This window comes from Pseudomonas pseudonitroreducens, assembly GCF_021603645.1.
Lineage (GTDB): Bacteria > Pseudomonadota > Gammaproteobacteria > Pseudomonadales > Pseudomonadaceae > Pseudomonas > Pseudomonas pseudonitroreducens.
Genome location: NZ_BQHJ01000003.1, coordinates 363313 through 388476, shown reverse-complemented (window position 1 = coordinate 388476; position 25164 = coordinate 363313). Strand labels below are relative to the sequence as shown.

The window sequence follows — 25164 nt, the reverse complement described above, 5'->3', positions numbered from 1 at the left end:
TCCTACGCGGATGTCGAGCATTAGTCAGGAGCGGATTTATCCGCGATAGGCCAAGCGCTGCGCAAGGCTGAGCAGATTCGCGAGCAAGCCCGCTCCTACAAAGAACCCTTGCGGCGCGCCTTGAAGAAGGCCGAGAGCATCGCGCTGCACTCCTCCCCCAGCACTCCGCCCTCCACCAGCACGCGGTGGTTGAGGAAATCCTGTTCGAAGAAGTTGCCCCGACTGACTACCACACCCGACTTGGGCTCGGTGGCACCGAACACCACGCGCTGGATGCGCGAGTGCACCAGCAGGCCGGCGCACATGCTGCAGGGTTCGAGGGTGACGTAGAGCGTGCTGCCGGGCAGGCGGTAATTCTGCGCGGCCGCGGCGGCCTCGCGGATGGCGACCATTTCCGCATGGGCACTGGGGTCGTGGGCGGTGATCGGGCGATTGAAGCCACGGCCGATGACCTGGCCGTCCAGCACCAGCACGGCGCCCACCGGCACTTCGCCCAGCGCCGCGCCCTGCTCGGCCAGGGCCATTGCCTCGCGCATGAAGGGGATGTCCTGGCTGCGGTCGATGACCGGCGCCAGCCCCTTCACCGTCGGATGCCCCTTGCTGTTGGTCAGCCGCACCATGCCTCGCCCACCGCGATGGTTCCCATCAGGCCGGTCTCCATGTGATCGATCACGTGGCAGTGGAACATCCACAGGCCGGGGTTATCCGCCACCAGCGCCACGCGGGCCGTCTCATTCTTGCCCAACAGGTAGGTGTCGGTGAAGTACGGGATGATGTCGCGGCGATCCGAATCCAGCACCTTGAAGGCCATGCCGTGCAGGTGGATCGGATGCTGGTACTGGGTCATGTTGCGCAGCACGAAGATATAGCTGTTGCCCTCCTTGAGCTTGGCCAGCGGCGGCGCGTTGTGCTTGTGCTCCTCGCCGCCCTGCCAGGCCACGCCGTTGATCTGCCACAGCGACGGCGCAGACTGGCCCTTGGAGTAGTCGGACATGGCCCCGACCCACTCGAACTTGAAATTGATGGTCTCGGCGTTCTTCAGGTCCGGCTCGGCCACCGGGTTGTGCGGCAGCGGCGCCGGCCACTTGGCCGTGGGCGCTTTCGGATTGGCCACACCGCGGATGGTCGCCAGGCGCACCGGGCCATTGCGCAGCGACAGCTCGGTCCCTTCCGCCGGGCCGCGGATGCCCAGCTCCAGGCGCATGCCCGGGCCGATCCAGTACTGGTCGTTGGGTCCCTTGCCGAAATCCCGCGGCTCCACCGGGTGGCCATCGATGGCGTAGATCTTCGCCTCCGCGTCCGGCAGGTTGAGGCGGTAGGTCACGGTGTTGTCGACGTTGAGGATGCGCACGCGGACGATCTCGCCGGCCGGCAGTTCGATTACCGGGGTACGCTCGCCGTTGATGGTCGACAGGCGTCCGCGAGTGCCTTCGCGCGCGGCCTCGCGCGGCACGCTGAAGGGCGTGAAGTTGCCCTCCTCGTCCACGTGCCAGGTCTTCAGGTTAAGGATCTTTTCGCTGGTGAACTCGGTCGGCTCGCGCTCGTCGATGATCAGCGGCCCGACCAGGCCACGGCCCAGCTGCTCGCTGCTCATCAGGTGCGGGTGGTACCAGTAGCTGCCGGCGTCCGGCGTCTTGAACTGGTAGATGAAGCTCTCGCCCGGCTGTACCGGCGGCTGCGAAATGTAGGGCACGCCGTCCATCTCGATGGGCAGGCGGATGCCGTGCCAGTGGATGGTGGTCGGCTCGTCCAGCTTGTTGGTGAAACGCACGCGCAGCCAGTCGCCCTGGCGCGCGCGGATTTCCACACCGGGGGCCTGGCCGCCATAGCCCAGGCCGGGTGTCTTGTGGCCAGGCACCAGCTCCAGGTCGAGCGGCGCGGCAATCAGTTCGTAATCGTGCTCGGCGGCTACCTGCGGGCGCGCCAGCCAGATGCGCGCGCCACCGGCGCCCAGGCCGACGACGGCCAGGCCAGCGAGGCCACCGAGTACTTGTCTACGGGTAAACGACATGGGTCCAGACTCCTCAAACAAGGGACTTGCGACCCCATCGGCTTTCACGGAGGTTGGCGCGTTTAGCGCCCGGCGCCAGGCTCGTGCGGCCGGCTGCACTGCTCTGCTTCCACATCGAAAGCAGAAGACAACTGTGCATGAAGGCACGAACGCCTCTCATGCGCCAGGTCAAGGACAGGTATCCCCGTCCTGGCCTGTCGAAGAAAGCGGCGAGATTGCCGCTTTCCTCGTTAAGGAAACGTTAAAACCTGACTTCGATCTCGCGAGCTAGAACCGTAGTAGGCGGAAAGCACCCTACGGCCGACACGCAGCAGATCGAAACAGGTTTTCAGACGTCTCCGATCATTCCCACTCGATGGTTGCCGGCGGCTTGCTCGACACGTCATAGGTGACGCGGGAGATGCCCTCGATCTCGTTGATGATGCGGTTCGAGACCTTCTCCAGCAGCTCGTACGGCAGGTGCGCCCAGCGAGCGGTCATGAAGTCGATGGTTTCCACGGCACGCAAGGCGACGACCCAGGCGTAGCGGCGGCCATCACCGACCACACCGACGGATTTCACCGGCTGGAACACCACGAAGGCCTGGCTGGTCTTGTGGTACCAGTCGAAGTTGCGCAGCTCTTCGATGAAGATGTGGTCCGCGCGACGCAGCAGGTCGGCGTATTCCTTCTTCACTTCCCCCAGGATGCGCACGCCCAGGCCCGGGCCCGGGAACGGGTGGCGATAGACCATGTCGTAGGGCAGGCCCAGCTCCAGGCCGATCTTGCGGACTTCGTCCTTGAACAGCTCGCGCAGCGGCTCGACCAGTTCGAACTGCATGTCTTCGGGCAGGCCGCCGACGTTGTGGTGCGACTTGATCACGTGGGCCTTGCCGGTCTTGGCGCCGGCCGACTCGATCACGTCGGGGTAGATGGTGCCCTGGGCGAGGAACTTCACGTCCTTCAGCTTGGTGGCTTCCTCATCGAAGACTTCGATGAAGCTGCCGCCAATGATCTTGCGCTTCTGCTCCGGGTCGCTGACGCCGGCCAGACGGCTGAGGAACTTCTCTTCGGCGTTGGCGCGGATCACCTTGACGCCCATGTTCTCGGCGAACATGGCCATCACCTGGTCACCCTCGTGCAGGCGCAGCAGGCCGTTGTCGACGAAGACGCAGGTCAGCTGGTCGCCGATGGCCTTGTGCAGCAGCGCCGCGACCACCGAGGAGTCCACACCACCGGACAGACCCAGCAGCACCTTGGACGAGCCCACCTGGGCGCGAACGGTGGCGATGGCGTCATTGACGATGTTGGACGGGGTCCACAGGGCTTCGCAGCCGCAGATGTCCAGCACGAAGCGCGAGAGGATGCGACCGCCCTGCTTGGTGTGGGTCACTTCCGGGTGGAACTGCACGCCATAGTAGCCACGGACGTCGTCAGCCATGGCGGCGATCGGGCAGCTCGGGGTGCTGGCGAGGATGTGGAAGCCTTCGGGAATCTCGGTGACCTTGTCGCCGTGGCTCATCCACACATCGAGGCCGAACACGCCGTCTTCACTGACGCAATCCTCGATGCCATCCAGCAGGCGAGCCTTGCCGACCACGTCGACACGGGCGTAGCCGAATTCGCGCAGGTCAGAACCCAGCACCTTGCCGCCCATCTGCTCGGCCATGGTCTGCATGCCGTAGCAGATGCCGAACAGCGGCACCTTCAGGTCGAACACGGCCTGCGGCGCGCGCGGGCTGTTGGCTTCGTGCACCGACTCCGGGCCGCCGGCCAGGATGATGCCGCGAGGGGCGAAGGCGCGAACTTCGTCGTCGCTCATGTCGAACGGATGGATCTCGCAGTACACACCGATCTCGCGAACGCGGCGGGCGATCAGCTGGGTGTACTGGGAGCCGAAGTCGAGGATCAGGATCCGGTGAGCATGAATGTCTTGGGACATGGGGGCCTCTACGAGGCAGCTGCAAGCTTCAAGCCGCAAGCTGCAAGATGGAAAGAGCGCAGCGGCAGCCACAGCGCTCTGGCTTGTAGCTTGCCGCCTGAAGCTTGAAGCCGTGGGCGTCAGCCCACCCGATAGTTCGGGGCTTCCTTGGTGATCTGCACATCGTGGACGTGGGACTCGGCCATGCCGGCGCCGGTGATGCGCACGAACTGCGGCTTGGTGCGCATGTCCTGGATATCGGCACTGCCGGTATAGCCCATGGCGGCACGCAGGCCACCCATCAGCTGGTGAACGATGGCGGTCAGCTGGCCCTTATAGGGCACGCGACCTTCGATGCCTTCCGGCACCAGCTTCTCGGCGCCGGCGGAGGCGTCCTGGAAGTAGCGGTCGGAGGAACCGGTGGAACCGGCCATGGCGCCCAGGGAGCCCATGCCACGGTAGGACTTGTAGGAGCGGCCCTGGAACAGTTCGATCTCGCCCGGCGCTTCTTCGGTACCGGCGAACATCGAGCCCATCATCACGCAGTAGGCGCCAGCCACCATGGCCTTGGCCAGGTCGCCGGAGAAACGGATGCCGCCGTCGGCGATCAGCGGAACGCCGGTGCCTTCGAGGGCGGCGGCGACGTTGGCGATGGCGGAGATCTGCGGCACGCCGACGCCAGCGACGATACGGGTGGTGCAGATGGAGCCCGGGCCGATGCCGACCTTCACGGCGTCGGCGCCAGCGTCAGCCAGTGCCTTGGCCGCTTCGCCGGTGGCGATGTTGCCGCCGATGACCTGGACTTGCGGGAAGGTTTCCTTGACCCAGCGGACGCGATCGATCACGCCTTTGGAGTGGCCGTGGGCGGTATCGACGACAACCACGTCAACGCCGGCAGCGACCAGGGCGGAAACACGCTCGCCGGTATCGGCGCCAGTGCCGACCGCTGCGCCGACGCGCAGGCGACCCAGGTCATCCTTGGACGCCAGCGGGTAGGTCTTGGCCTTCTCGATGTCGCGGAAGGTCACCAGGCCAGTGAGGTAGAAGTTCTCGTCGACGATCAGCATCTTCTCGATGCGGTTCTCGTAGAGCGCCGCCTTGATCTCTTCCAGCGGGGTGTTCTCGCGGGCGGTGACCAGCTTGTCCTTCGGGGTCATGATCGCGGCCACGCTGTCGCCGATGTTCGGCTTCACGCGCAGGTCGCGGCCGGTAACGATGCCGACCAGCTCACCCTCTTCCACCACCGGGAAGCCGGAGAAGCCGTACTCGCGGGCGATCTGCAGCAGCTCGATGATCTTGGTCGACGGGGTCACAGTGACCGGGTCGCGAACGATGGCGGTCTCGTGCTTCTTGACCTTGCGAACTTCGGCAGCCTGCTGCTCGATGCTCATGTTCTTGTGGATGATGCCGATGCCGCCTTCCTGCGCCATGGCGATGGCGAGGCGGGCTTCGGTCACGGTATCCATCGCGGCGGACACCAGCGGGATGTTCAGTTCGATGCCACGGGTCAGGCGAGTCTTCAGACTCACGTCCTTGGGCAGGACTTCCGAATAACCTGGGATCAGGAGGACGTCGTCGAAAGTGAGGGCTTCTTGGCTGATGCGCAGCATGGCGGGGGCTCCCGATCGGGAAAAATGGAAGCGCGGCATTATATCCCAGCTGAGGGGTGCGGCTCAACGTAACCAGACGATCTGAATGCAGTCTTTATCTGGCTTACGCGCTGGCCCCTGTCCACAGGCCCGCTTATCATCCTTCGCCATGCAGAAAGATCCCTTTCAACGGCTGGGCCTCGACCGCGAGGTTCTGACCGTCAGCCAGCTCAACCAGCGCGCCCGCCACCTGCTGGAGGACGTGTTCCCGCAGGTCTGGGTCGAAGGCGAGATTTCCAACCTCGCCCGCCCCGCATCCGGCCATATGTACTTCACCCTCAAGGACAGCAATGCCCAGGTACGCTGCGCGCTGTTCCGCCAGAACGCCCTGCGCGTGCGCCAGGCCCTGCGCGACGGTCTGGCCGTGCGGGTGCGCGGCAAGGTTTCGCTGTTCGAGGGGCGGGGCGACTACCAGCTGATCGCCGATACCGTCGAACCCGCCGGCGATGGTGCGCTGCGCCTGGCCTTCGAGGCGCTGAAGGAAAAGCTCGCCGCCGAGGGCCTGTTCGCCGCCGAACGCAAGCAGGAACTGCCTGCGCATCCCAGGCGCATCGGCATCGTCAGCTCGCCCACCGGCGCGGTGATCCGCGACATCATCAGTGTGTTCCGCCGCCGCGCCCCACAGGTCGAGCTGACCCTGATCCCCACTGCCGTGCAGGGTCGCGAAGCCATCGGGCAGATCGTCCGCGCGCTCAAGCTGGCCGATGCGCAGGGCTTCGACGCGCTGATCCTGGCCCGTGGCGGCGGCTCGCTGGAAGACCTCTGGTGCTTCAACGAGGAACCGGTGGCCCGCGCCATCGCCGCTTGCGTGACGCCCATCGTCAGCGCCGTGGGCCACGAAACCGACGTATCCATCAGCGATTTCGTCGCCGACGTACGCGCACCGACGCCCTCGGCCGCCGCCGAGCTGCTGGCGCCCCACAGCGGCGACCTGCAACAACGCCTGGACAGCCTGCGCCGCCGGCTGATCCTGCGCATCCAGGACCGTCTGACCCGCGAACGGCTGCGCCTGGAAGGCAGCGCCCGGCGCCTGCGCCACCCCGGCGAGCGCCTGCGCCAGCAGTCCCAGCGCCTGGACGACCTGGACATGCGCCTGCGCCGCGCCTTCGAGCGCCAGCTGCAGATCCGCCAGGAGCGCGTGGCGCGCCTGGATACCCGCCTCGCCGCGCAACATCCCGGCCGCAACCTGGCCCTGCTGCGCCAGCGCCTGGACAACCTCAGCGCCCGCCTGCCGCGCGCCACCAAAGCCATGCTCCGCGAACAGCGCCAGCGCCTGGATGGCCTGATGCAGACGCTGCACATCGTCAGCCCGCTGGCGACCCTCGGCCGTGGCTACAGCATCCTGCTCGACGACAAGGGCCAGGCCATCCGCAGCGCGGCGCAGACGAAGAACGGCCAGCGCCTCAAGGCCAGGCTGGGCGACGGCGAGCTGGAAGTGCGCGTGGAAGACAACCACCAGGCGCCCGTCACCCTTTCCCTGCTGGACTGACTGCCGATGACCGACCTGCTCGCGCCGATCCTGCCGCAACCCGACCCGGACTGGGCCGAGGCCTTCCGGGTGCCGATCATCGAATGCGACCAGCCGTTGCAGGCACTGAGCATCGCCAGCGGATTCAGCGTATGGCCGGCGTACCACCGCCTCGGCGTGCCCAACGCGCAGCCGGAATGCTATGCCCGCACGGAAGTCTTCGAGCGCCTGCTGCACGCGGCCAGCCTGCTGCCCGACGGCCTGCGCCTGGTCATCCTCGACGCCTGGCGGCCGTTTGCCGTGCAGCAGCATCTGTACGACACGCTCTACGACATCCTCCACCAGCACCAGCCGGACGCCGACCCCGCCGAACTGACCCGGCGCACCCGCGAATTCGTCGCCCCGCCCAGTACCCGCACGGAATCACCCAGCCCGCACCTCACCGGCGGCGCCATCGACCTCACCCTGTGCGACCGCGAAGGCCGCTGGCTGGACATGGGCAGCCTGTTCGACGAGGCCACGCCACGCTCGTATACCCGCCACTACGAAGAGATTTCCGAGCCCGACGAATCGCAGCAGCGTATCCGTGACAACCGCCGAATCCTCTTCAATGCCATGCACGCGGCGGGCTTCAGCAACCTCTCCAGTGAGTGGTGGCACTACGACTATGGCGACCAGCTGTGGGCCGCTCATCTGGGCAAGCCCCACGCCGTCTACGGCCCGGCACAGGTACTGCCGCTGGAACAGCTGTGGCGCCAGCAGCTCGAGGGCCTGCACCGGTAGCAGTCGCTTTGTAGGATGGCGTGGAGCGCAGCGATACCCATCAATAGGCGCAGTTGAGTTATCGATGGGTATCGCTGCGCTCCACCCATCCTACGTTGGTGCTCCTGGATTGATCGGCAGTACAACTGGATTCCGCTTTCGACGAAATCGTCCCGCTCGCCGAAGAGCGCCGTGTAGACTGCCCGCTTCATCCGCCGACACGTCCACGGATTGCGCCATGCTCCGACTCTTCTGCCTGCTCGCCGCCACCCTCCTCGCCCTGCACGTCCACGCCGAAGGCTTCATTAGCCGTACCCTGAACAAGCCGGTGCCCGGCGGTGTCGCCGTGGTGCAACTGGGTCAGGATGCCGCCGTGCCCACCGCCACCTTCCAGGGCAAGCCGGTGCTGGTGGTGCGTGAGGAAGGCCGCGACTGGATCGCCATCGTCGGCATCCCGCTGACCGCCAAGACCGGCAACCAGCAGATCGCCGTGAAGCAGGCCGGCGCGAGCCGCAACCTCGGCTTCAGCGTTGGCGCCAAGCACTATAAAGAGCAGCGCATCACCCTGAAGAACACCCGCCAGGTGAACCCGCTGCCCGAAGACCTCAAGCGCATCAACCGCGAGTTGGCCGAGCAGACCGCCGCGTACCGCAGCTTCAGCCCCGGCACACCGAGCAACCTGGTACTCGACAAGCCGGTCAACGGCCCGCTCTCCAGCCCCTTCGGCCTGCGCCGCTTCTTCAATGGCGAGGAGCGCAACCCGCACTCGGGCCTCGACTTCGCCGTGCCCGCCGGCACGCCGATCAAGACACCGGCCGCCGGCAAGGTAATCCTGATCGGCAACTACTTCTTCAACGGCAACACCGTGTTTGTCGACCACGGCCAGGGCTTCATCAGCATGTTCTGCCATATGTCGAAGATCGACGTGAAGCTAGGCGATCAGCTCCCGCGCGGTGGCGTGGTCGGCCGTGTCGGCGCCACCGGCCGCGCCACCGGGCCGCACATGCACTGGAACGTCAGCCTGAACGACGCCCGCGTCGATCCGGCGATCTTCATCGGCGCGTTCAAGCCCTGATGCAGCTTCGTTTCGATGGACGCAGCGCGATCTTCGCGCTGCTCTGGTTTGCCGTACTCGTCTGGCTGGCCACGGCCGGCGCGCACCTTGGCTGGCTGCGCGGCTTTGGCGGCGACGTGCTGGCGGTGATCTGGCTGTACTGCCTGCTGCGCGCCGCGCTGGATGCTCCCGCGCACTGGCTGGCCGCAGCGGCGCTGGCCTGCGGGCTGCTGATCGAATTCGGCCAGTTCCTCGCCGCAACCTTCCACTGGCAGATCGGCAACCGCGCATTGCGCATCGTGCTGGGCGCCACGCCGGACTGGCTGGATGTACTGGCCTACTGCATCGGCTTCGCGCTGATCCTTGTGGCGCGACAGGCGCGCATGGCCCTCAGGCCAGCGGGTAGCTGAAGAACAGCGCCATTTCCCCGGGCAGCACGTGCGCCGGGTCGTAGAGGTCAGTGGAGAGTCCACTGAGGGCGAAGCCGCGCGAGCGGTAGAAGCCCACCGCCGGCAGGTTGAGATTCTGGGTTTCCAGCCACAGGTGGCGCGCCTCGGTGCCGCGCGCCCAGTCCAGGCAACCGTCCAGCAGTTGCTTGCCTACACCCAACACGCGCGCCTCGGGGAGGACGAACAGGTCGTCCAGCACCGCGCGGCGATTCCAGATTTCGTAGTGGGCGATGGCGAAGCCCAGGCGCTCGCCTTCTTCGTCGACGACCACGGCGGTCCAGTCGGCCGCCGTGACGTCATCCTTCAGATCGGCGAAGGGATAGCGCTTGGTCTGCGTCTCGGCCAGACGCTCCTCGCGCAGGATGAAACCATCGGCGGCGCTCTCGATGCGCAGGATCGAGTCGCTCGAGTAGCTGCCGTCGAAACCCAGCAGCCACTCGCCGTCTTGCGCCCACACCAAGGGGCGCAGGAGCCGGTCGCTCATCAGTTCATCTTCATGCCGTGCATGTCGTGGCCCATGTCGGTGCCCCCCTCTGCTCCTTTAGAGAGCGGGGCTTCTTTCTGCACGGCGATCTCGACCTTCACGTCACCGGCCTTCTGGAAGTGCAGGGTCAGCGGGAAGCGCTCGCCATCGGTGAGCGGCTTCTTCAGGCCGAACAGCATCAGGTGGTACTGGCCAGGCGCGAAGACGACCTTGCCGCCGGCAGGAATATCCACGCCCTCGACCTTCTGCATCTTCATCATGCCGTCCTTCTCCACGTGCTGGTGGATTTCGGCGCTGGCGGCGCGATCGGTATCGGCGCCGAGCAGACGGTCCGCGTCCTTGCCGTGGTTCTGCACGATGAAGTAGGCGGCGCCGTTCACCGAGTTGGCCGGCAGCAGCAGCGACCACGGGTGGTCGATGTGCAGGTTGCCGGCCTCGTATTCGTGGGCCATGGTGGCGCCGGAGAAGCCCAGCAGGACAGCGAAAGCGAGCAGGGTTTTACGCATGTTCGAGACTCCAGTTGGCTTGTGATCAGATCCGCCACAAGGGCGATAAAACATCGGGCCGCGGGCGCAACGATCGCGCCGCAGCATAGCCTGCCTCGCGGCAGGCGTCAGGTTGAAACAGGTACGCATCAGCCCAGCGCCGGGCTGCGCGGCTTGAAGCGCGACAGCACCGCCCAGTCCAGCGCCCATACCAGCAGCAGCGATGCGCCCACCAACGGGAAGGCGCTGCCGAGGATGAGCATGATCGCCACCCCGCCCTTCCACACCGGCAGCGCATGGGGCATCGGCGGCACGCCGAGGCGGCCCTGCGGGCGGCGCTTCCACCAGATCCACAGGCCGCTGACGGCGCTGAGCAGGATCATCAGGCAGACCGCGAGCATCAGCAGCTGGTTGAACAGGCCGAACATCTTGCCTTCATGCAACATCACGCCGGATTCGACGCCCTTGGCCACCAGCCCGTAGTCCTTCCAGCGCACGTCGGCGAGCACCTTGCCGGTGTACTGGTCGATGTGCAGGGTGGCATCGTTGCGCGAGTCGTCGGCGAACACCGAGACAGTGAATACGCCCTCGGCGCCCTTGGGCAATGCGACGGCATAGCCCGGTGTCACGCCGGCCTTGTCGGCCGTATCGACCACCTGCTGCAGGCTGATCTGCGGCATTGCCATGCCGCCGGAGCCGTGGGCCATGTGTTCGGCGTGGGCGCCGCCGGACATCGGCATCGGGGTGTTTTCCATGGCCCAGGGAATGGTCTGGCGGTGCGCCTGATTGAGCGTGCGCGCCTCTAGGTCCGACTTGGGCACCTCGTTCCACATGGCCACCGGGAAACGGTTCCACACGTCGGCGAAGGTCTTGCCCCAGAAGCCGGTCCAGGTCATGCCGGTGAGCAGCATGAACAGCATCAGCAGTGAGCCCCAGAAACCGACCACCACGTGGACTTCGCGCCAGAGCGCACGGCCGCGACGCGACAGGTCCGGCCAGAGCAGCACGCGCAGGGAACGCTTGCGCGGCCACCACAGGTATAAGCCGGAGACCACCAATACGATGCCCCAGCCGGCGGCCAGCTCGATCAGCCGGTCGCCGACCGTGCCGATCATCAGCTCGCCGTGCAGCGCACGGGCCATGGCCTGCAGATTGGACTTGGCGTCCTGCACGCCGAGCAGCTTGCCGCTGTAGGGATCGACGAAGGCATTCACCTCGCGCCCATCGAGCTGGGCGACGAACTGCGCGCTGCGGTCGGCGGCCGGTGCCGGCAAATACTGGCTGACCTGCAACTGCGGGTTCTGGTGGCGCAGGTGCATCAGTTGCTCATCGGCGGACAGCCGCATCTCTCCCGGTTTCACCTGCAGCAGGTCGCTGTACATCAGCGGGTCGAGCTGTGGCTTGAACAGATAGATGATGCCGGTCAGCGACAGCAGGATCATGAACGGTGCGACGAACAGCCCGGCATAGAAGTGCCAGCGCCAGGCCAGGTTGTAGAAGTCGAATGTCTTGTTCTGCATTCGTTGATCTCCTCACGCAAGGAGGCCCCCGACCAGCGGGGGCCGGTCGGGCATCAGAACGAGAAGTCCACTTTGGTCCAGAACGTGCGTCCCGGCTCGTGGATCGATTCAGGGTCGTTGGCCGGATAGCCGAAGCCGGCGTTGCCCGCCAGGTTCAGGTGCTCGGCGTAGTCCTTGTCGAACAGGTTGTCGACGCCAGTGCTGACCTTGAGGTTCTTGCTCAGCTTGTACGCGCCGTTGAGCGAGAACACCGCAAAACCGGGGCTTTCGTCGAAGTCGTAGCCGACCACGTTGCCCTGGTTCTCGGCGATGCGGCCCTGGTGCGCGACCACGCGCCAGAGACCACCAGCGCTCCAGTCGCCTTCCTCGTAGGTCAGGCCGAAACGTGCCTCCAGCGGCGGCATTTGCGGCAGCGCGGTGTCGTCGGTGGTGTTCTTGCCCCAGGCATAGGCCAGGGTGCCGTCGGCGGTCCAGTTGCTGGTCAGCGCGTAGGCCGCGCCCAGTTCGCCGCCCATGATGCGGGCGTCGACGTTCCGCGCCTGGGAGGTGCGGCCCATCATGCCGCCGGGCATGTAGTCGAACAGGATGTAGTCGCGAATCACACCGACGTAGCCCGACGCCCAGGCCTTGAGCTTCTCGTCCTCGTACTGCGCACCGAAGTCCAGCTGGGTGGTCTTCTCCGGCTTGATGCTGTCGAAGGCGTTGACCGAGCCGCTCGGGCCCTTGTCCGGGGAGAACAGCTCCCAGTAGTCGGGGAAGCGCTGCACGTGGCCGAGGCCGACGTAGAGGGTGGTCGGCGTGTCGGCCAGATCGTGCTCGTAGCGCGCAAAGCCACTGGGCAAGGTATCGGCGCGCGTGTCGTCGGCAGTGGGGTTGGGCATCGCCATCATCCCCGAGCCGGAGCTCTGCCGGTAATCCTTGGCCGAAGCGCGGTCCAGGCGCGCACCGGTGATCACGCGATCGCGGTCGGCGGCATACCAGGTCAGTTCGCCGAACGCGCCGTAGTTGTGGAACACGGCGTCCTTGTCCCACGGCTGCTCGTCATAGGTATTGATCCCCATGCCGCTGCGCTCACGGTGTTCGTTGGTCTGCGCGTCGACGCCAGTGATCAGCTTGAAATCGTCCCAGCGCCAGGTAGCGGCCAGGCGCCCGCCGAGGGTGCGGCGGTCGACATTGGAGGCCATGGGGCCGGCCATCATGCCCATGCCCGAGGGCGTGCGCAGGCTGTAGTTGTCCATCACGTGGTCGGCGTAGTTGTAGTAGACCTGCGCCTCCAGCTTGTCGAGCACCTCGCCGATGTTGGACTTCTCGAAACGCAGGCCGAGGCTTTCGCGCTTGAACTGCGAACCGTCCATGCCGCGTCCGGCATAACGCGCTTCGCCATCGCCCTTGCCGGCGGTGAGTTCGACCAGGGTGTCGGCGTCCGGCGTCCAGCCCACAGCCACGTCGCCGTTCCACTTGTTCCAGCGCGAGGGCACGGTATTGCCGCTGCCGTCCTCGTAGTCGTCGGACTGGGACTTGTTGCCGGTGACGCGCAGGTAACCCAATGGTCCGCCGGCGGCCGCATCCAGCACCCGGTCGAAGCGGCCATTGGAGCCAGCGGTGAGACTGCCGTTGACCCGCATGCCCAGCTCGCCGAAGCGCTCCGGCTCGCGGTCGAAACGGATGGTGCCAGCCGAGGCGCCCGGCCCCCAGATCACGGTTTCCGGACCTTTCACCACGGTGAGTTTGTCGAAGGTCTCCGGGGAGATATAGGAGGTCGGCGCGTCCATCCGCGCCGGGCAGGCGCCGAGCATGGTAGTGCCGTTGGTGAGGATGTTCAGACGCGAGCCGAACATGCCGCGCAGCACCGGGTCACCGTTGGTGCCGCCGTTACGGATGGAGGAGAAGCCGGGGATGGTCTTGAGATAGTCGGCGCCGTCGCTGGCGGGGATCGGTTGGCGCGGCTGCTTCGGATCAGTGACCACGGTCAACGGCGAACTCTGCGCCACGGCGGTGATGACGCTGGGAGACAGCTCAGTGACATGCGCCGAGTGATCTTCTTCCTCGGCCAGCACAGGGACGGCAGTGAAACCGCCGAGGGCGGTCAGCGCGCACAGGGCGCGCAGGCCGACGGCAGTTTGCCGACGGCGCATAGGCATGCGGGACATTCCATGAATTCCATGATCAGTGATGACGCCCGCTCCACACGTACTCGCACGGCGCGCTAGCGAATGCAGGCATCCGCGCCGGGGTCGGGGAGTCGGGATTGCAGGTCAGCCGATCAGGAGCGGGGGTGCGCGGGAACGGGCGCCGGGAAAGACCGGCGAATCGGGAATGCGCGAGGAAAGCAGCTGGACGACAGGGGCGCCGGCGGTGGGCAGGCCGTGGTCAAGCAGGACTGGCGGCGGAGTCAGCGGCGGGCTGTGGATCAGCAGGCTGCAATAGCCGCACTTCTCCATGAAGGCGTCGGCGGTGAGCGGCTGTTCGCCGTGGGAAGTCGGTGCCGCGTGTTGTGCAGCAGCCCGGTGCCCATCCGAACAGGCCATTTCGTCCATGGCGGCGACGGCCGCACCATGGTCCATGGCCTTGCCATGCTCCATCGGCATGACGTGATCCATGGGCATGGCGTGATCCATCGGCATCGACTGGGAAACCAGCGGGCCGACATAGATCATCAGCATGGCGAACAACGCCAGCCAGGTGCCTACGCCTTGTCGAGTGCGACGGGTCACGAAATGTCCTTGAGCAGGGTATGCCCCACCTGCGGCGGGGGTGCGCAATGATCGCACGGAGTTACAAAGCTCCGCTGCGGCACGTGGACGCAGAATCAGTTAAGCACAGCGTTAAGCGCTAGGAATAATTGCTGAAAATCAACATCACCAACAATTAATCATCGCAAAAATGCAGTAATAGACTTTTTCTACCAAATTTCCCCAAATGCTTGCCATTGATCTCCGAGGCCTTTAGCTTGGCACTCATGAAAACCGCACACACCCTCATCCTGCTTCGCCAACACGCCTGCCTGCGCCTGGTCAGCCCGCGACTGCGTGGCTGAGCCCCCTCCCCCGGTTTCGCCTCATTTCGTTTTATTTGCGCAGGCCCCGCAGGCCGCAGAGAACAAGGATTCCGCTCATGAGCATGTTGAAAGACCCGTCGAAGAAATACCGTGCCTTCACCCAGATCACCCTGCCCGACCGCACCTGGCCGGACAAGATCATCGACAAGGCGCCGATCTGGCTGTCCACCGACCTGCGCGACGGCAACCAGTCGCTGATCGAGCCGATGGACGCCGAGAAGAAGATGCGCTTCTTCAAGTGCCTGGTGCAGGTCGGCCTGAAGGAAATCGAAGTGGGCTTCCCGTCCGCCTCGCAGACCGACTTCGACTTCGTTCGTGAGCTGATCGAGGGCGGCCACATTCCCGATGACGTCACCATCCAGGTGCTGACCCAGGCCCGCGACGATCTCATCGAGCGCACCTTCGAGTCCCTCAAGGGCGCGAAGAAAGCCATCGTCCACTACTACAACGCCTGCGCACCGAGCTTCCGCAAGATCGTCTTCAACCAGGACAAGGCTGGCGTGAAAGCCATCGCCGTGGCCGCAGGCCAGACCATCAAGCGCCTGGCCGACGCCGCGCCGGAAACCCAGTGGGGCTTCGAATATTCGCCGGAAGTGTTCAGCTCCACCGAGACCGATTTCGCCGTCGAGGTGTGCAACGCGGTGATCGACGTGTTCCAGCCGACTCCGGCGAACCGCCTGATCCTCAACCTGCCCGCTACCGTCGAGTGCGCCACGCCGAACAACTACGCCGACCAGATCGAGTGGTTCGGCCGCCAGATCAACAAGCGCGACAGCGTGCTGATCAGCCTGCACACCCACAACGACCGTGGCACTGGCGTGGCCGCGTCGGAACTGGCCCTGATGGCCGGCGCCGATCGTGTAGAAGGCTGCCTGTTCGGTAACGGCGAGCGCACTGGCAACCTCTGCCTGGTGACCATGGCGCTGAACATGTACACCCAGGGTATCGATCCCGAGCTGGACTTCTCCGACATCGATGCCGTGCGCAAGGTGGTGGAAGAGTGCAACCAGATTCCGGTGCACCCGCGTCACCCGTATGTCGGCGACCTGGTCCACACCGCCTTCTCCGGTTCCCACCAGGATGCCATCCGCAAAGGCTTCGCCCAGCAGAAGGAAGACGCCGTGTGGGAAGTGCCGTACCTGCCGATCGACCCGGCGGACATCGGCCGCAGCTACGAGGCGGTGATCCGTGTGAACAGCCAGTCCGGCAAAGGTGGCATCACCTTCCTGCTCGAACAGGAATACGGCATCAGCCTGCCGCGCCGCATGCAGATCGAGTTCAGCCAGGTCGTGCAGAACGAGACCGACCGCCTCGGCCTGGAAATGACTGCCGAGCAGATCTACACCCTGCTGCAGACCGAGTACCTGCAGGCCGTTTCTCCGTTCGGCCTGAAGAACTACCGCCTGCAGGAAGAGAACGGTACCTGCGCCATCGATATCGACGTGACCCACAAGGGTGAGCAGCACCATTGGCACGGCAAGGGCAAGGGCACCCTGGAAGCCCTGGTCGCCTCGCTGCCGGTGGACGTCGAGATCATGGACTACAACGAGCACGCCATCGGCGCCGGCACCAATGCCCGCGCGGCCGCCTATATCGAACTGCGTGTCGAGGGTGGTCGTTCGCTGCACGGCATCGGCATCGATGAAAACATCACCACCGCGAGCTTCCGTGCGCTGTTCAGCGCCCTGAACCGCGCCGTAACGCTGGGCCACGCGAAAGCCGCGTAAGCCTGGTAATACAGCAGTCCCCTTTGCCCCGGACGCCTCGTGCGTCCGGGGCTGTTTTCAACGGAGTGAAAACATGACCGATACACCACAGGACAACCCCTTCCAGACGCCCGCCGCGGCACTTCAGGATGGCCCGGCCATCGCCACCGGTGAACCGCTCTACCGACTCGCCGCCGTGGGCATCGCCACCTTCTTCGGCACGCCGGTAGCCGGAGCCTGGGTCATCGCGCAGAACCTCAAACGTCTGGGCCGCCACGCTCAGGTGCGCAACGCCTGGATCACCGGCATCGGCGCCCTCGTTGCGATCTTCCTGCTGGGCATGTTCCTGCCGGATAGCGTCCCCGCCACCCCCATCAACATTGCCGCCGTCTTCGGCATGTATCACTACGCCAAGCAGCACACCGGTGCAGCTGTCGAGCAGCATGCGGCCCAGGGTGGCCAGTTCACCTCCAACTGGCGTGCTTTCGGCGTCAGCCTGCTGTTCCTGCTCGCGGTCATGGCCGTGGTCTTCGGCGGTGCCTTTGTCCTGGCGCTGTTCGGGCTGATCTGAATCACCCTCTGCACATCACCTAAAGATTCCCCCTAGCCCCCTAGGGGGAAGTCTCCGCAATGCTGGGGCTCGCCCCGATTACTCCCCGCTCCCCCCTTCCCTAGTCTTGCCTGCACTGCTGCGAAAGCGGCAGGCAAACAAAAAACCGTGTCACGCAATCAGACACTTTCGGCCGCCCCTGCCTTGCGTACAGAGGCGCCTGGTTACCTACAACAACAACGAGCTCGACGTGCTTGGCCATCTGCCTTCACCCGCTTCAGGAGCCAGTAACCGTGAACCCGCAATCTCCCCACCCGCAATCCGTCCACACTTCCCGTTATTCCTGGTATGTCGTCGTGCTGTGCATGGTGGCGTATATCTTCTCCTTCGTTGACCGGCAGATCCTCTCGCTGATGATCGAGCCGATCAAAGCCGACCTGCAGATCAGCGACACCCAGTTCAGCCTGCTCAGCGGGCTGGCCTTCTCGCTGTTCTATGCCTTCATGGGCCTGCCCATTGCCTACCTCGCCGATCGCTCCTCGCGGGTCAGGATCATCGCCATCGGCGTGGCCTTCTGGAGCTTCGCCACCGCGGCGTGCGGCCTGTCGAAGAACTTCCTGCAGATGTTCCTCGCGCGCATGAGCGTGGGCGTCGGCGAAGCCGCGCTGACCCCAGCGACCTACTCGATGCTCGCCGACCTGTTCCCCAAGGAGAAGCTCGGCCGCGCGCTGGGGCTGTACTCCATGGGCGCCTTCCTCGGCGGCGGCCTGGCCTTCCTGGTCGGCGGCTACGTGATCGAGGCGCTGCGCGACGTACCGGCCATCGACCTGGGCTGGTTGGGCCAGGTGCGTTCCTGGCAGATCGCGTTCTTCATCGTTGGCTTGCCCGGCGTGCTGGTGGCGCTGCTGATCGCGCTGACCATCCGCGACCCGGCGCGCAAGCTGGGCGATCGGGAGCAAAAGGCAACGGTTCGTGACGGGCTGCGTTTCCTGGGGCGCCATCGCGCCACCTTCGCCTGCCACTACCTGGGTTTCTCCTTCTTCGCCATGTGCCAGTACGCGCTGATGGGCTGGGCGCCGGCCCTGTACATCCGCCAGTACGGCCTGTCGCCGCTGGAGGTGGGCTACATACTCGGCGGCATTTTGCTGGTGCTCAACACCGCCGGGGTGTTCTGCGCCGGCTGGCTGGTGGACGTGCTGCAGAAGCGTGGGCGCAGCGATGCGGCGCTGATCAGCGGCATGCTCGGCGCCGCCTGCACCATCCCCTTCGTCATCGGTTCGGTGACGGCCGGCAGCCTGCAGCTGTCGGTGCTGCTGATGGGCGCGGCGATGTTCTTCTGCGCCTTCTGCATCTCCACCTCGGCAGCCGCCATGCAGGTGCTCACACCCAATCGCCTGCGCGCGCAGGTGTCGGCGCTGTTCCTGCTGGTCTCCAACCTTATCGGCCTGGGTGTCGGCACCACCCTGGTCGCGCTGCTCACCGACCAGTACTTCAAGGACCCGAAAGCCGTCGGCTCCTCCATCGGCATCATCGTCACCCTCGCCGGATTGCTCTGCCTGTGGCTGCTGGGCAGCGGGCGCAAGCACTTCCGCCGCAGCCTGGGCCAGGAGCAGACAGTCCAGCCTGAAGCGGTATCGCTGGATAACACCGCCGCCGCGAACTGATCGCGCCCGCCTCGACAAGACGTACGCCCGTTCGCCGGCGTGGCGCCCTGCGCCCCGGCGAACGATGCTCAGGAGATGACGATGTTGCGTAATCGCTTTGCCAGTGCGCTGCTTTCCGGCGCGCTGTTGCCCCTCTGTGCCCAGGCCGACCTGATCGACGACAGCCGCCTGGACACCTCGCTGCGCAACTTCTACATGTTGCGCGATTACCGCCAGGACAACGCTCCGCAGTCCCAGGCGGGCAGTTGGTCGCAGGCGGTGCTGGCACGCTTCAGCTCGGGCTTTAGCGAAGGCACCATCGGTGTCGGCATGGACTTCACCGGTTTCTACGCCTTGAAGCTCGACGGCGGCGCCGGCACCAGCAACGACAGCAACCTGCCCTATGACCGCACGACCGGCGAGCCGGTGGATGACTTCAGCCGTGGTGGCGCCACGCTAAAGCTGCGCTATTCGAAGACCACGCTGAAAGTTGGCCTGCTGGAGCCACGCCTGCCGGTGATCTTCCAGGACGATGTGCGCGTGCTGCCACAGACCTTCCAGGGCGTGATGCTGGAGTCTAAGGAGTCGGAGCGCTTCAAGTTCACCGCCGCGCAGCTATGGAATACCAGCACCCGCGCCTCCAGCGACCGCGAGTCGTTCTACCTGGCCACGCGTCCTGCCAGCCAGGACAGCAACAAGCTGAACCTGGGCGGCGTCGATGCGCAGTGGACGCCTGGACTGTCCACCAGCTACTACTTCGCCCAGCTCGAGGACATCTACGACCAGCACTATGTCGGCGCCAACTTCAAACAGCCGGTCGGCGAGAACACCGCGCTGCTCGGCACCCTGAGTTACTTCCACAACGAGGAGTCGGGGCAGGCGCTGTCCGGTCGCATCGACAACCGTGCCTATGGTGCGCGGCTGGGCGTGAAACACGGCAGCCACACGCTATCGGCCACCTACCAGCGCATGCTGGGCGAGGACATGTTCCCCATGCTGCTGGGCAACACGCCACAGCCCTATCTGGTCAACTGGGTGACCAACGGCGGCTTCTTCTGGGCGCAGGAGCGCTCTTACCAGCTGCGCTACGACTATGACTTCGCCAGTCTTGGCCTGCCGGGCATGACGCTGATGACGCGCTATACCAAGGGCACCGATATCTCGCGCCCTGGCAAGAGCGATGGCCACGAGTACGAGCGCGACACGGATATCGGCTACACCATCCAGGGCGGGCCACTGAAGTCATTGTCCTTTCTGATGCGCTCCTCAACCGTGCGCAGCAGCTACGCCAGCGATTATGACGAGGTGCGCTTCATCACCAGCTACCCGCTGGCGTTCTGAAGGCCCTGAAACGAAGAAGGCCCCTTTCGGGGCCTTCTTCATTCACTCGTCGTCGCCACTGGCCGTTACCGCGCCCAGGCAACACAGGCGGTGCTGCTGCTCGCCTGCGTGGAGCAGCCAGCTCTCGTCCTCGGCCTGATAGCTGGCCTCCATCACCTGGTTGTAGCTGAAGCGCCATTCGCGGCGATCACGGCCGTCGATGGATTCGATCTGCAGGACAACGTCTTCACTGGCAAAGGGGTGCCCGGCGTTGGCGGCGGCGTCCGCCTGGTCCAGTAGTGCCTCGTTGAGCTCGAACTGCCAGGCATGCAGGCCGTCGATCAAGAGCATGTCGGCGGTTTCCAGCTGGTCCAGCAGATAGGGAGTCGTGGTCATGTTCGGCACTCGGCAATTGGGCTGGCCGCCATGATAGACCAGGTGGGTGGCGGCTGCCGGTTATTCCGCCCGGCGCGGCCAGAGGCGGCGTCTACACTGAGGGTTCTCGCACACCCCAGAGGAGGCAAAGCAGATGCGTACACGCGAACTCGGACAATCGGGCCTGAAGATTCCCGCGCTGGTGTTCGGCGGCAATGTGTTCGGCTGGTCCGCCGACGAAGCGACCTCCTTTCGCCTGCTCGACGCCCTGCTCGACGCCGGACTCAACTGCATCGACACCGCGGACGTGTACTCGCGCTGGGCTCCCGGCCACGAGGGCGGCGAGTCAGAAGCGCTGATCGGCAAATGGCTGAAGAAGACCGGCAAGCGCAACCAGGTGCAGATCGCCACCAAGGTCGGCATGGACATGGGCAACGGCCACAAGGGCCTGTCGGCGGTGTACATCGAACAGGCGCTGGGGCGTTCGCTCAAGCGCCTGCAGACTGACTATATCGACCTCTACCAATCCCACTGCGATGACCCGCATACCTCTCTGGAGGAAACCATGGGTGCCTTCGCCGAGGCAGTAGAGAGCGGCAAGGTGCGGGTGATCGGCGCGTCGAATCTGGAGGCCAAGCGCCTGCGTGAAGCGCGCGAGGTGTGTGAACGTCTGAAGCTGCCGAACTACCAGAGCCTGCAGCCCAACTACAACCTCTACGATCGCGCCAACTACGAGACCAACCTGGAGCCCACGGTGCAACAACTGGGTCTCGGCGTCATCAGTTTCTACTCGCTGGCGGCGGGGTTCCTCACCGGCAAGTACCGCAGCGAGGCGGACCTGGGCAAGAGCAGCGTGCGCGGTTACAAGGTGAAGAACTTCATGAACGCGCGCGGCTTCGCGATCCTCGATGCACTGGAGGAGGTGGCTGGCGAGCTGAATGCCACGCCAGCACAGGTCTCCCTGGCCTGGCTGATGGCCCGCCCGAGCATCACCGCACCGATTGCCAGCGCATCGAAGCTTGAGCAGTTGCCGGACCTGATCGCAGCGGTGGACCTGAAGCTCAGTGACGAGGCGATCCAGCGCTTGAACACAGCCAGCGCTTATTGAGCGGGGCAAAAACTTCGCGGACAGAGTCCGCTCCTACGCGGTGTCAAGTTTCGTAGGAGCGGACTCCGTCCGCGATTGATTTCAGCGAGGCACGACTTCAGCGACGGATGTCGAACTCGTCCGCATCGAGATTGGCCGGGAAGCGTTCCCGGTAGGCCGCCAGCTCCGCCGCATTCAGGGCGATCTGGAATACCCCGTCGGCACTGCCGGCCGCCAGCAGGTTGTCGCCCTGGAAGTCCAGCACCTGGCTGTCGCCGGAATAGGCATGGCCCTTGCCGTCTTCGCCGACGCGGTTGACCGCCGCGACGTAGCAGAGGTTTTCAATAGCCCGCGCGGGCAACAGGCGGTTCCAGTGCTGGCGGCGCGCGGCCGGCCAGTTGGCGGTATAGAGCAGCAGGTCGGTGTCCTGGGCATCACGGCTCCACACCGGGAAGCGCAGGTCGTAGCAGACCAGCGGGCGAATCCGCCAGCCCTTCCATTCCAGCAGTATCTGCTGCTCGCCCGGCGTGTAGTGCTTGTGCTCGCCGGCCATGCGGAACAGGTGGCGCTTGTCGTAGTGCTGCATCTCGCCATCCGGGCGCGCCCAGAGCAGGCGGTTGCGATGGCTGCCGTCGGCGGCTCGGATGATCACGCTGCCGCAGACCACGGCATCGAGCCTCGAAGCCTGCTCGCGCAGCCAGGCGTAGGTCGCGCCCTCCTCCGCTTCGGCCAATGCCTCGGAGTCCATGGAGAATCCGGTGGTGAACATCTCCGGGAGGATCACCACGTCCGCGCCGCGGGCGCTCTCCAGCAGCGCTTCAAAGCGCTCGCGATTGGCCTTGGCGTCATGCCAGACCAGGGTGGTCTGCACCAGGGCAAGCTTGAGGTCGGGCAGTTGGCTCAGATCGCGCATAGTCGTTCCGCTGCCTGGCGCAGCGTCTCCTCTTTCTTGGCGAAGCAGAAGCGCACCAGGCGCATGTCTGCCGGGGCCTGCTGGTAGAACACTGAGACCGGAATGGCGGCTACGCCGTGCTCGCGGGTCAGCCACTCGGACATGGCGACGTCGTCGAGGTCCGGGCGGATCGCGGAGTAGTCCACCACCTGGAAATAGGTGCCAGCAGCGCGCTGGAAGGTGAAGCGCGAACCGTCCAGCAGGTCGCAGAACAGGTCGCGCTTGGCCTGGTAGAAGCCCGGCAGCTCGCGCAGGTGTTCGGGGTGCGCCGCCATGAAGTCGGCCAGCGCATACTGCAGCGGGGTCACGCCGCAGAAGTTCACGTACTGGTGGATCTTGCGCATCTCCGCCGACAGCGCCGGCGGCGCCACCACATAGCCGGTCTTCCAGCCGGTGACGTGGTAGGTCTTGCCGAAGGAGCTGATGACGAAGGCGCGCGGATACAGTTCGTCATGGGCCAGCACGCTGGCATGCTCCACGCCGTCGTAGATCAGGTGCTCGTAGACCTCGTCGCTGATGACGTAGATCTCGCGGTCGCGAATCAGCTCGACCAGGCGATCCAGGTCGGCGCGGTCGATCAGCGCGCCGCTGGGATTGTGCGGGCTGTTGAGGAAGATCAGGCGCGTGCGCGGAGTGATGGCATCGGCCAGACGCTGCCAGTCGATGCGGAAGTCCGGCTGGCTCAGCGCGACATGCACACAGCGCCCGCCGGCCAGTTCCACCGAAGGCTCGTAGCTGTCATAGCAGGGGTCGAGGACGATGGCCTCGTCGCCGGCGCGGATCAGCGCCTGCACCGCACAGAAGATGCCCTCGGTGGCGCCGGGAACGATGGTTACTTCAGCGTCGGCGCTGACCTGACGACCATAGAGGCTGGCAACCTTGATCGCGACCTGTTCGCGCAGTGCCGGCAGGCCGGTCATCGGGCTGTACTGGTTGTGTCCGGCCATGACGTGGCGGCCGACGGCTTCGAGCAACGGAGCCGGGCCGGGGAAGTCCGGGAAGCCCTGGGAGAGGTTCAGCGCTCCGCTTTGTGCGGCGAGCTGGGACATGCGGGTGAAGATGGTGGTGCCGACATTCGGCAGTTTGCTGGCAATCATGGCTACAGGCGACAAGCTTCAGGCGGCAAGGGATGCCCCAGCTTATCGCCTGTAGCCTGCGGCCTGAAGCCCGAAAGACGTTATTTACGTTTGTCCTTCTTCTTCTTCTCGGCCTTCTTGTGGTGCGACATCAGGCGGCGCTTCTTGTTGACCTGGCGATCGGTGAGCTGAGTCTTCTTGCCCTCGAACGGGTTGTCGCCACCCTTGTACTCGATGCGGATCGGCGTACCGACCAGCTTCAGCACGCGACGGAAGGTCTTCTCCAGGTAGCGGGTATAGGCCTTGGGCACCGCGTCCACCTGGTTGCCGTGGATCACGATCAACGGCGGGTTGGCGCCCCCCAGGTGCGCATAGCGCAGCTTGATGCGGCGGCCGTTGACCATCGGCGGCTGGTGGACCTGGATGGCGTCTTCCAGAATCTGCGTGAGCTTGCTGGTGGGCCAGCGGGTCACGGCGGAACGGAAGGAATCCTGCACCGACTTGTACAGGTGACCAACGCCGGTGCCATGCAGCGCGGAGATGAAGTGAATGTCGGCGAAGTCGGCGAACATCAGCCGGCGCTCGAGCTCGGTCTTCACGTAGTCGCGCTCGGCCGATTCCATGCCATCCCACTTGTTCAGCGCGATGACCAGCGCGCGGCCGGTTTCCAGCACGAAGCCGAGCAGGTTGAGGTCGTGCTCGACCACGCCTTCGCGGGCGTCCATGACGAAGATGACCACGTTGGCATCCTGGATCGCCTGCAGGGTCTTCACCACGGAGAACTTTTCCACCGCCTCGAAGATCTTGCCGCGGCGACGCACGCCGGCGGTGTCGATCAGGGTGTACTTCTCTTCGTTGCGCTCGAAGGGGATGTAGATGCTGTCGCGGGTGGTGCCGGCCTGATCGTAGACGATCACCCGTTCTTCACCGAGCATGCGGTTGACCAGGGTGGACTTGCCGACGTTGGGGCGACCGATGATGGCGATCTTGATGCCATCCTTCTCGCTCGGGCCGGGAATGCGCTTGGCTTCTTCGCCCTCGGCGACCTCTTCCAGCTCGCTGGGCAGGTCGTTGTCTTCCGGCGCCTCGGGCTCCGGAGCGAACATCTCGCCCAGGGCTTCCTGCAACATCTGGGTGATGCCACGGCCGTGGGCGGCGGCAATCGGGATCGCATGGCCCAGGGCCAGCGGGCTGAACTCGGCGCGGGCGATGTCCGGATCGACGGTGTCGACCTTGTTGGCCACCAGGTAGGTGCGCTTGTTCTTCTTGCGCAGGTGCTCGCCGATCATCTCATCGGCAGCGGTAAGGCCGGCGCGGGAATCGACCATGAACAGGACGGCATCGGCCTCTTCGATGGCCTGCAGCGACTGCTCGGCCATCTTGGCGTCGATACCCTCTTCGTCACCGGAGATACCGCCGGTATCGATGACGATGAATTTCTTGCCCTGCCACTTGGCCTCGCCGTACTGGCGGTCGCGGGTCAGACCTGCGTACTCGGCGACGATGGCGTCACGGGTGCGGGTCAGGCGGTTGAACAGGGTGGACTTGCCGACGTTCGGGCGGCCCACCAGGGCTATAACGGGAACCATGCGGCTCTCCAGGAAATTTGATTTTCA

22 protein-coding genes are annotated in these 25164 nt (G+C 65.1%); 9 read left to right on the top strand and 13 right to left on the bottom strand.

What is annotated here, in order from left to right; translation table 11 throughout:
• Nucleotides 1-95 precede the first annotated feature (95 nt).
• The 4 genes from tadA to guaB form a co-directional block, all read right to left on the bottom strand.
• A complete protein-coding gene (tadA, locus tag L6D89_RS09675) occupies nucleotides 96-620 on the bottom strand; it encodes a tRNA adenosine(34) deaminase TadA (RefSeq protein WP_373874939.1) in 525 nt (174 codons plus the stop codon).
• Nucleotides 608-2011, bottom strand: a complete 1404-nt coding sequence (locus L6D89_RS09670; RefSeq protein WP_236174157.1) for a multicopper oxidase family protein — start codon at nucleotides 2009-2011, stop codon at nucleotides 608-610. Before L6D89_RS09670 ends, tadA begins: the two co-directional genes overlap by 13 nt.
• A gap of 342 nt (nucleotides 2012-2353) precedes the next feature.
• Nucleotides 2354-3931 (bottom strand): glutamine-hydrolyzing GMP synthase, encoded by a 1578-nt coding sequence (gene guaA / locus L6D89_RS09665; protein WP_236199496.1) that lies wholly within the window; start codon nucleotides 3929-3931, stop codon nucleotides 2354-2356.
• Nucleotides 3932-4050: 119 nt separating this feature from the next.
• Nucleotides 4051-5520, bottom strand: a complete 1470-nt coding sequence (guaB, locus tag L6D89_RS09660) for an IMP dehydrogenase (protein ID WP_024762983.1) — start codon at nucleotides 5518-5520, stop codon at nucleotides 4051-4053.
• Nucleotides 5521-5668: 148 nt separating this feature from the next.
• Here guaB and xseA point away from each other — a divergent pair, with 148 nt between their 5' ends.
• The 4 genes from xseA to L6D89_RS09640 all read left to right on the top strand — a co-directional run bounded on the left by xseA (nucleotide 5669) and on the right by L6D89_RS09640 (nucleotide 9253).
• Nucleotides 5669-7048 (top strand): exodeoxyribonuclease VII large subunit, encoded by a 1380-nt coding sequence (gene xseA / locus L6D89_RS09655; protein WP_236199495.1) that lies wholly within the window; start codon nucleotides 5669-5671, stop codon nucleotides 7046-7048.
• A gap of 6 nt (nucleotides 7049-7054) precedes the next feature.
• Nucleotides 7055-7810: a M15 family metallopeptidase gene (locus L6D89_RS09650; protein WP_236199494.1), complete on the top strand. Its 756-nt coding sequence runs from the start codon at nucleotides 7055-7057 to the stop codon at nucleotides 7808-7810.
• Between the two features lie 217 nt (nucleotides 7811-8027).
• Nucleotides 8028-8864 (top strand): M23 family metallopeptidase, encoded by an 837-nt coding sequence (locus L6D89_RS09645; protein WP_236199493.1) that lies wholly within the window; start codon nucleotides 8028-8030, stop codon nucleotides 8862-8864.
• Complete coding sequence (locus tag L6D89_RS09640) at nucleotides 8864-9253, top strand: DUF2809 domain-containing protein (RefSeq protein ID WP_236174162.1); 390 nt, start codon at nucleotides 8864-8866, stop codon at nucleotides 9251-9253. The genes L6D89_RS09645 and L6D89_RS09640 overlap by 1 nt, the downstream gene beginning before the upstream one ends.
• On the opposite strand, the gene L6D89_RS09635 is transcribed toward L6D89_RS09640, so the two are convergent.
• The 5 genes from L6D89_RS09635 to L6D89_RS09615 all read right to left on the bottom strand — a co-directional run bounded on the left by L6D89_RS09635 (nucleotide 9234) and on the right by L6D89_RS09615 (nucleotide 14495).
• Nucleotides 9234-9776, bottom strand: coding sequence for a GNAT family N-acetyltransferase (locus tag L6D89_RS09635; RefSeq protein ID WP_236199492.1), 543 nt, complete (start codon nucleotides 9774-9776; stop codon nucleotides 9234-9236). The two genes, L6D89_RS09640 and L6D89_RS09635, sit on opposite strands and share 20 nt — an antisense overlap.
• Nucleotides 9776-10282: a copper chaperone PCu(A)C gene (locus L6D89_RS09630; RefSeq protein WP_236199491.1), complete on the bottom strand. Its 507-nt coding sequence runs from the start codon at nucleotides 10280-10282 to the stop codon at nucleotides 9776-9778. The genes L6D89_RS09635 and L6D89_RS09630 overlap by 1 nt, the downstream gene beginning before the upstream one ends.
• 128 nt (nucleotides 10283-10410) lie before the next feature.
• Nucleotides 10411-11781 carry a PepSY-associated TM helix domain-containing protein gene (locus L6D89_RS09625; protein ID WP_236199490.1) on the bottom strand — a complete coding sequence of 457 codons (1371 nt, stop codon included), beginning with the start codon at nucleotides 11779-11781 and terminating at the stop codon, nucleotides 10411-10413.
• A gap of 53 nt (nucleotides 11782-11834) precedes the next feature.
• Nucleotides 11835-13931, bottom strand: a complete 2097-nt coding sequence (locus L6D89_RS09620) for a TonB-dependent copper receptor (protein ID WP_236199489.1) — start codon at nucleotides 13929-13931, stop codon at nucleotides 11835-11837.
• Between the two features lie 105 nt (nucleotides 13932-14036).
• Entirely contained in the window at nucleotides 14037-14495 is a 459-nt protein-coding gene (locus tag L6D89_RS09615) for a DUF2946 domain-containing protein (protein WP_236174167.1), read from the bottom strand.
• A gap of 400 nt (nucleotides 14496-14895) precedes the next feature.
• On the opposite strand from L6D89_RS09615, the gene leuA reads away from it, so the two are divergent.
• The 4 genes from leuA (at nucleotide 14896) to L6D89_RS09595 (ending at nucleotide 20079) form a co-directional block, all read left to right on the top strand.
• On the top strand, nucleotides 14896-16566 hold the full coding sequence (gene leuA / locus L6D89_RS09610) for a 2-isopropylmalate synthase (protein WP_236174168.1): 1671 nt from the start codon (nucleotides 14896-14898) through the stop codon (nucleotides 16564-16566).
• A 73-nt stretch (nucleotides 16567-16639) separates the two neighbouring features.
• A complete protein-coding gene (locus L6D89_RS09605) occupies nucleotides 16640-17116 on the top strand; it encodes a hypothetical protein (protein WP_236174169.1) in 477 nt (158 codons plus the stop codon).
• Nucleotides 17117-17388: 272 nt separating this feature from the next.
• Entirely contained in the window at nucleotides 17389-18759 is a 1371-nt protein-coding gene (locus L6D89_RS09600) for a spinster family MFS transporter (RefSeq protein WP_236199488.1), read from the top strand.
• 81 nt (nucleotides 18760-18840) lie between these two features.
• Nucleotides 18841-20079 carry an OprD family porin gene (locus L6D89_RS09595; protein WP_236199487.1) on the top strand — a complete coding sequence of 413 codons (1239 nt, stop codon included), beginning with the start codon at nucleotides 18841-18843 and terminating at the stop codon, nucleotides 20077-20079.
• Nucleotides 20080-20121: 42 nt separating this feature from the next.
• On the opposite strand, the gene L6D89_RS09590 is transcribed toward L6D89_RS09595, so the two are convergent.
• Nucleotides 20122-20454, bottom strand: a complete 333-nt coding sequence (locus L6D89_RS09590) for a DUF5629 family protein (protein ID WP_236174171.1) — start codon at nucleotides 20452-20454, stop codon at nucleotides 20122-20124.
• Between the two features lie 133 nt (nucleotides 20455-20587).
• On the opposite strand from L6D89_RS09590, the gene L6D89_RS09585 reads away from it, so the two are divergent.
• A complete protein-coding gene (locus L6D89_RS09585) occupies nucleotides 20588-21541 on the top strand; it encodes an aldo/keto reductase (RefSeq protein ID WP_236199486.1) in 954 nt (317 codons plus the stop codon).
• 97 nt (nucleotides 21542-21638) lie between these two features.
• Here L6D89_RS09585 and L6D89_RS09580 read toward each other — a convergent pair whose 3' ends face one another.
• The 3 genes from L6D89_RS09580 to der all read right to left on the bottom strand — a co-directional run bounded on the left by L6D89_RS09580 (nucleotide 21639) and on the right by der (nucleotide 25137).
• The gene (locus L6D89_RS09580; RefSeq protein WP_236199485.1) at nucleotides 21639-22433 is read right to left on the bottom strand and encodes an amidohydrolase; all 795 of its coding nucleotides are present in this window, start codon (nucleotides 22431-22433) and stop codon (nucleotides 21639-21641) included.
• Nucleotides 22421-23569 carry a pyridoxal phosphate-dependent aminotransferase gene (locus L6D89_RS09575; RefSeq protein WP_236199484.1) on the bottom strand — a complete coding sequence of 383 codons (1149 nt, stop codon included), beginning with the start codon at nucleotides 23567-23569 and terminating at the stop codon, nucleotides 22421-22423. Before L6D89_RS09575 ends, L6D89_RS09580 begins: the two co-directional genes overlap by 13 nt.
• Nucleotides 23570-23649: 80 nt before the next feature.
• Complete coding sequence (gene der, locus L6D89_RS09570) at nucleotides 23650-25137, bottom strand: ribosome biogenesis GTPase Der (RefSeq protein WP_045210518.1); 1488 nt, start codon at nucleotides 25135-25137, stop codon at nucleotides 23650-23652.
• Nucleotides 25138-25164 lie beyond the last annotated feature (27 nt).

Excerpts from the sequence above, each read along its gene's own strand:
- tadA (WP_373874939.1), bottom strand. The coding sequence starts at position 620 with ATGGTGCGGCTGACCAACAGCAAGGGGCATCCGACGGTGAAGGGGCTG.
- L6D89_RS09670 (WP_236174157.1), bottom strand. The coding sequence starts at position 2,011 with ATGTCGTTTACCCGTAGACAAGTACTCGGTGGCCTCGCTGGCCTGGCC.
- guaA (WP_236199496.1), bottom strand. The coding sequence starts at position 3,931 with ATGTCCCAAGACATTCATGCTCACCGGATCCTGATCCTCGACTTCGGC.
- guaB (WP_024762983.1), bottom strand. The coding sequence starts at position 5,520 with ATGCTGCGCATCAGCCAAGAAGCCCTCACTTTCGACGACGTCCTCCTG.
- xseA (WP_236199495.1), top strand. The coding sequence starts at position 5,669 with ATGCAGAAAGATCCCTTTCAACGGCTGGGCCTCGACCGCGAGGTTCTG.
- L6D89_RS09650 (WP_236199494.1), top strand. The coding sequence starts at position 7,055 with ATGACCGACCTGCTCGCGCCGATCCTGCCGCAACCCGACCCGGACTGG.
- L6D89_RS09645 (WP_236199493.1), top strand. The coding sequence starts at position 8,028 with ATGCTCCGACTCTTCTGCCTGCTCGCCGCCACCCTCCTCGCCCTGCAC.
- L6D89_RS09640 (WP_236174162.1), top strand. The coding sequence starts at position 8,864 with ATGCAGCTTCGTTTCGATGGACGCAGCGCGATCTTCGCGCTGCTCTGG.
- L6D89_RS09635 (WP_236199492.1), bottom strand. The coding sequence starts at position 9,776 with ATGAGCGACCGGCTCCTGCGCCCCTTGGTGTGGGCGCAAGACGGCGAG.
- L6D89_RS09630 (WP_236199491.1), bottom strand. The coding sequence starts at position 10,282 with ATGCGTAAAACCCTGCTCGCTTTCGCTGTCCTGCTGGGCTTCTCCGGC.
- L6D89_RS09625 (WP_236199490.1), bottom strand. The coding sequence starts at position 11,781 with ATGCAGAACAAGACATTCGACTTCTACAACCTGGCCTGGCGCTGGCAC.
- L6D89_RS09620 (WP_236199489.1), bottom strand. The coding sequence starts at position 13,931 with ATGTCCCGCATGCCTATGCGCCGTCGGCAAACTGCCGTCGGCCTGCGC.
- leuA (WP_236174168.1), top strand. The coding sequence starts at position 14,896 with ATGAGCATGTTGAAAGACCCGTCGAAGAAATACCGTGCCTTCACCCAG.
- L6D89_RS09605 (WP_236174169.1), top strand. The coding sequence starts at position 16,640 with ATGACCGATACACCACAGGACAACCCCTTCCAGACGCCCGCCGCGGCA.
- L6D89_RS09595 (WP_236199487.1), top strand. The coding sequence starts at position 18,841 with ATGTTGCGTAATCGCTTTGCCAGTGCGCTGCTTTCCGGCGCGCTGTTG.
- L6D89_RS09590 (WP_236174171.1), bottom strand. The coding sequence starts at position 20,454 with ATGACCACGACTCCCTATCTGCTGGACCAGCTGGAAACCGCCGACATG.
- L6D89_RS09585 (WP_236199486.1), top strand. The coding sequence starts at position 20,588 with ATGCGTACACGCGAACTCGGACAATCGGGCCTGAAGATTCCCGCGCTG.
- L6D89_RS09580 (WP_236199485.1), bottom strand. The coding sequence starts at position 22,433 with ATGCGCGATCTGAGCCAACTGCCCGACCTCAAGCTTGCCCTGGTGCAG.
- L6D89_RS09575 (WP_236199484.1), bottom strand. The coding sequence starts at position 23,569 with ATGATTGCCAGCAAACTGCCGAATGTCGGCACCACCATCTTCACCCGC.
- der (WP_045210518.1), bottom strand. The coding sequence starts at position 25,137 with ATGGTTCCCGTTATAGCCCTGGTGGGCCGCCCGAACGTCGGCAAGTCC.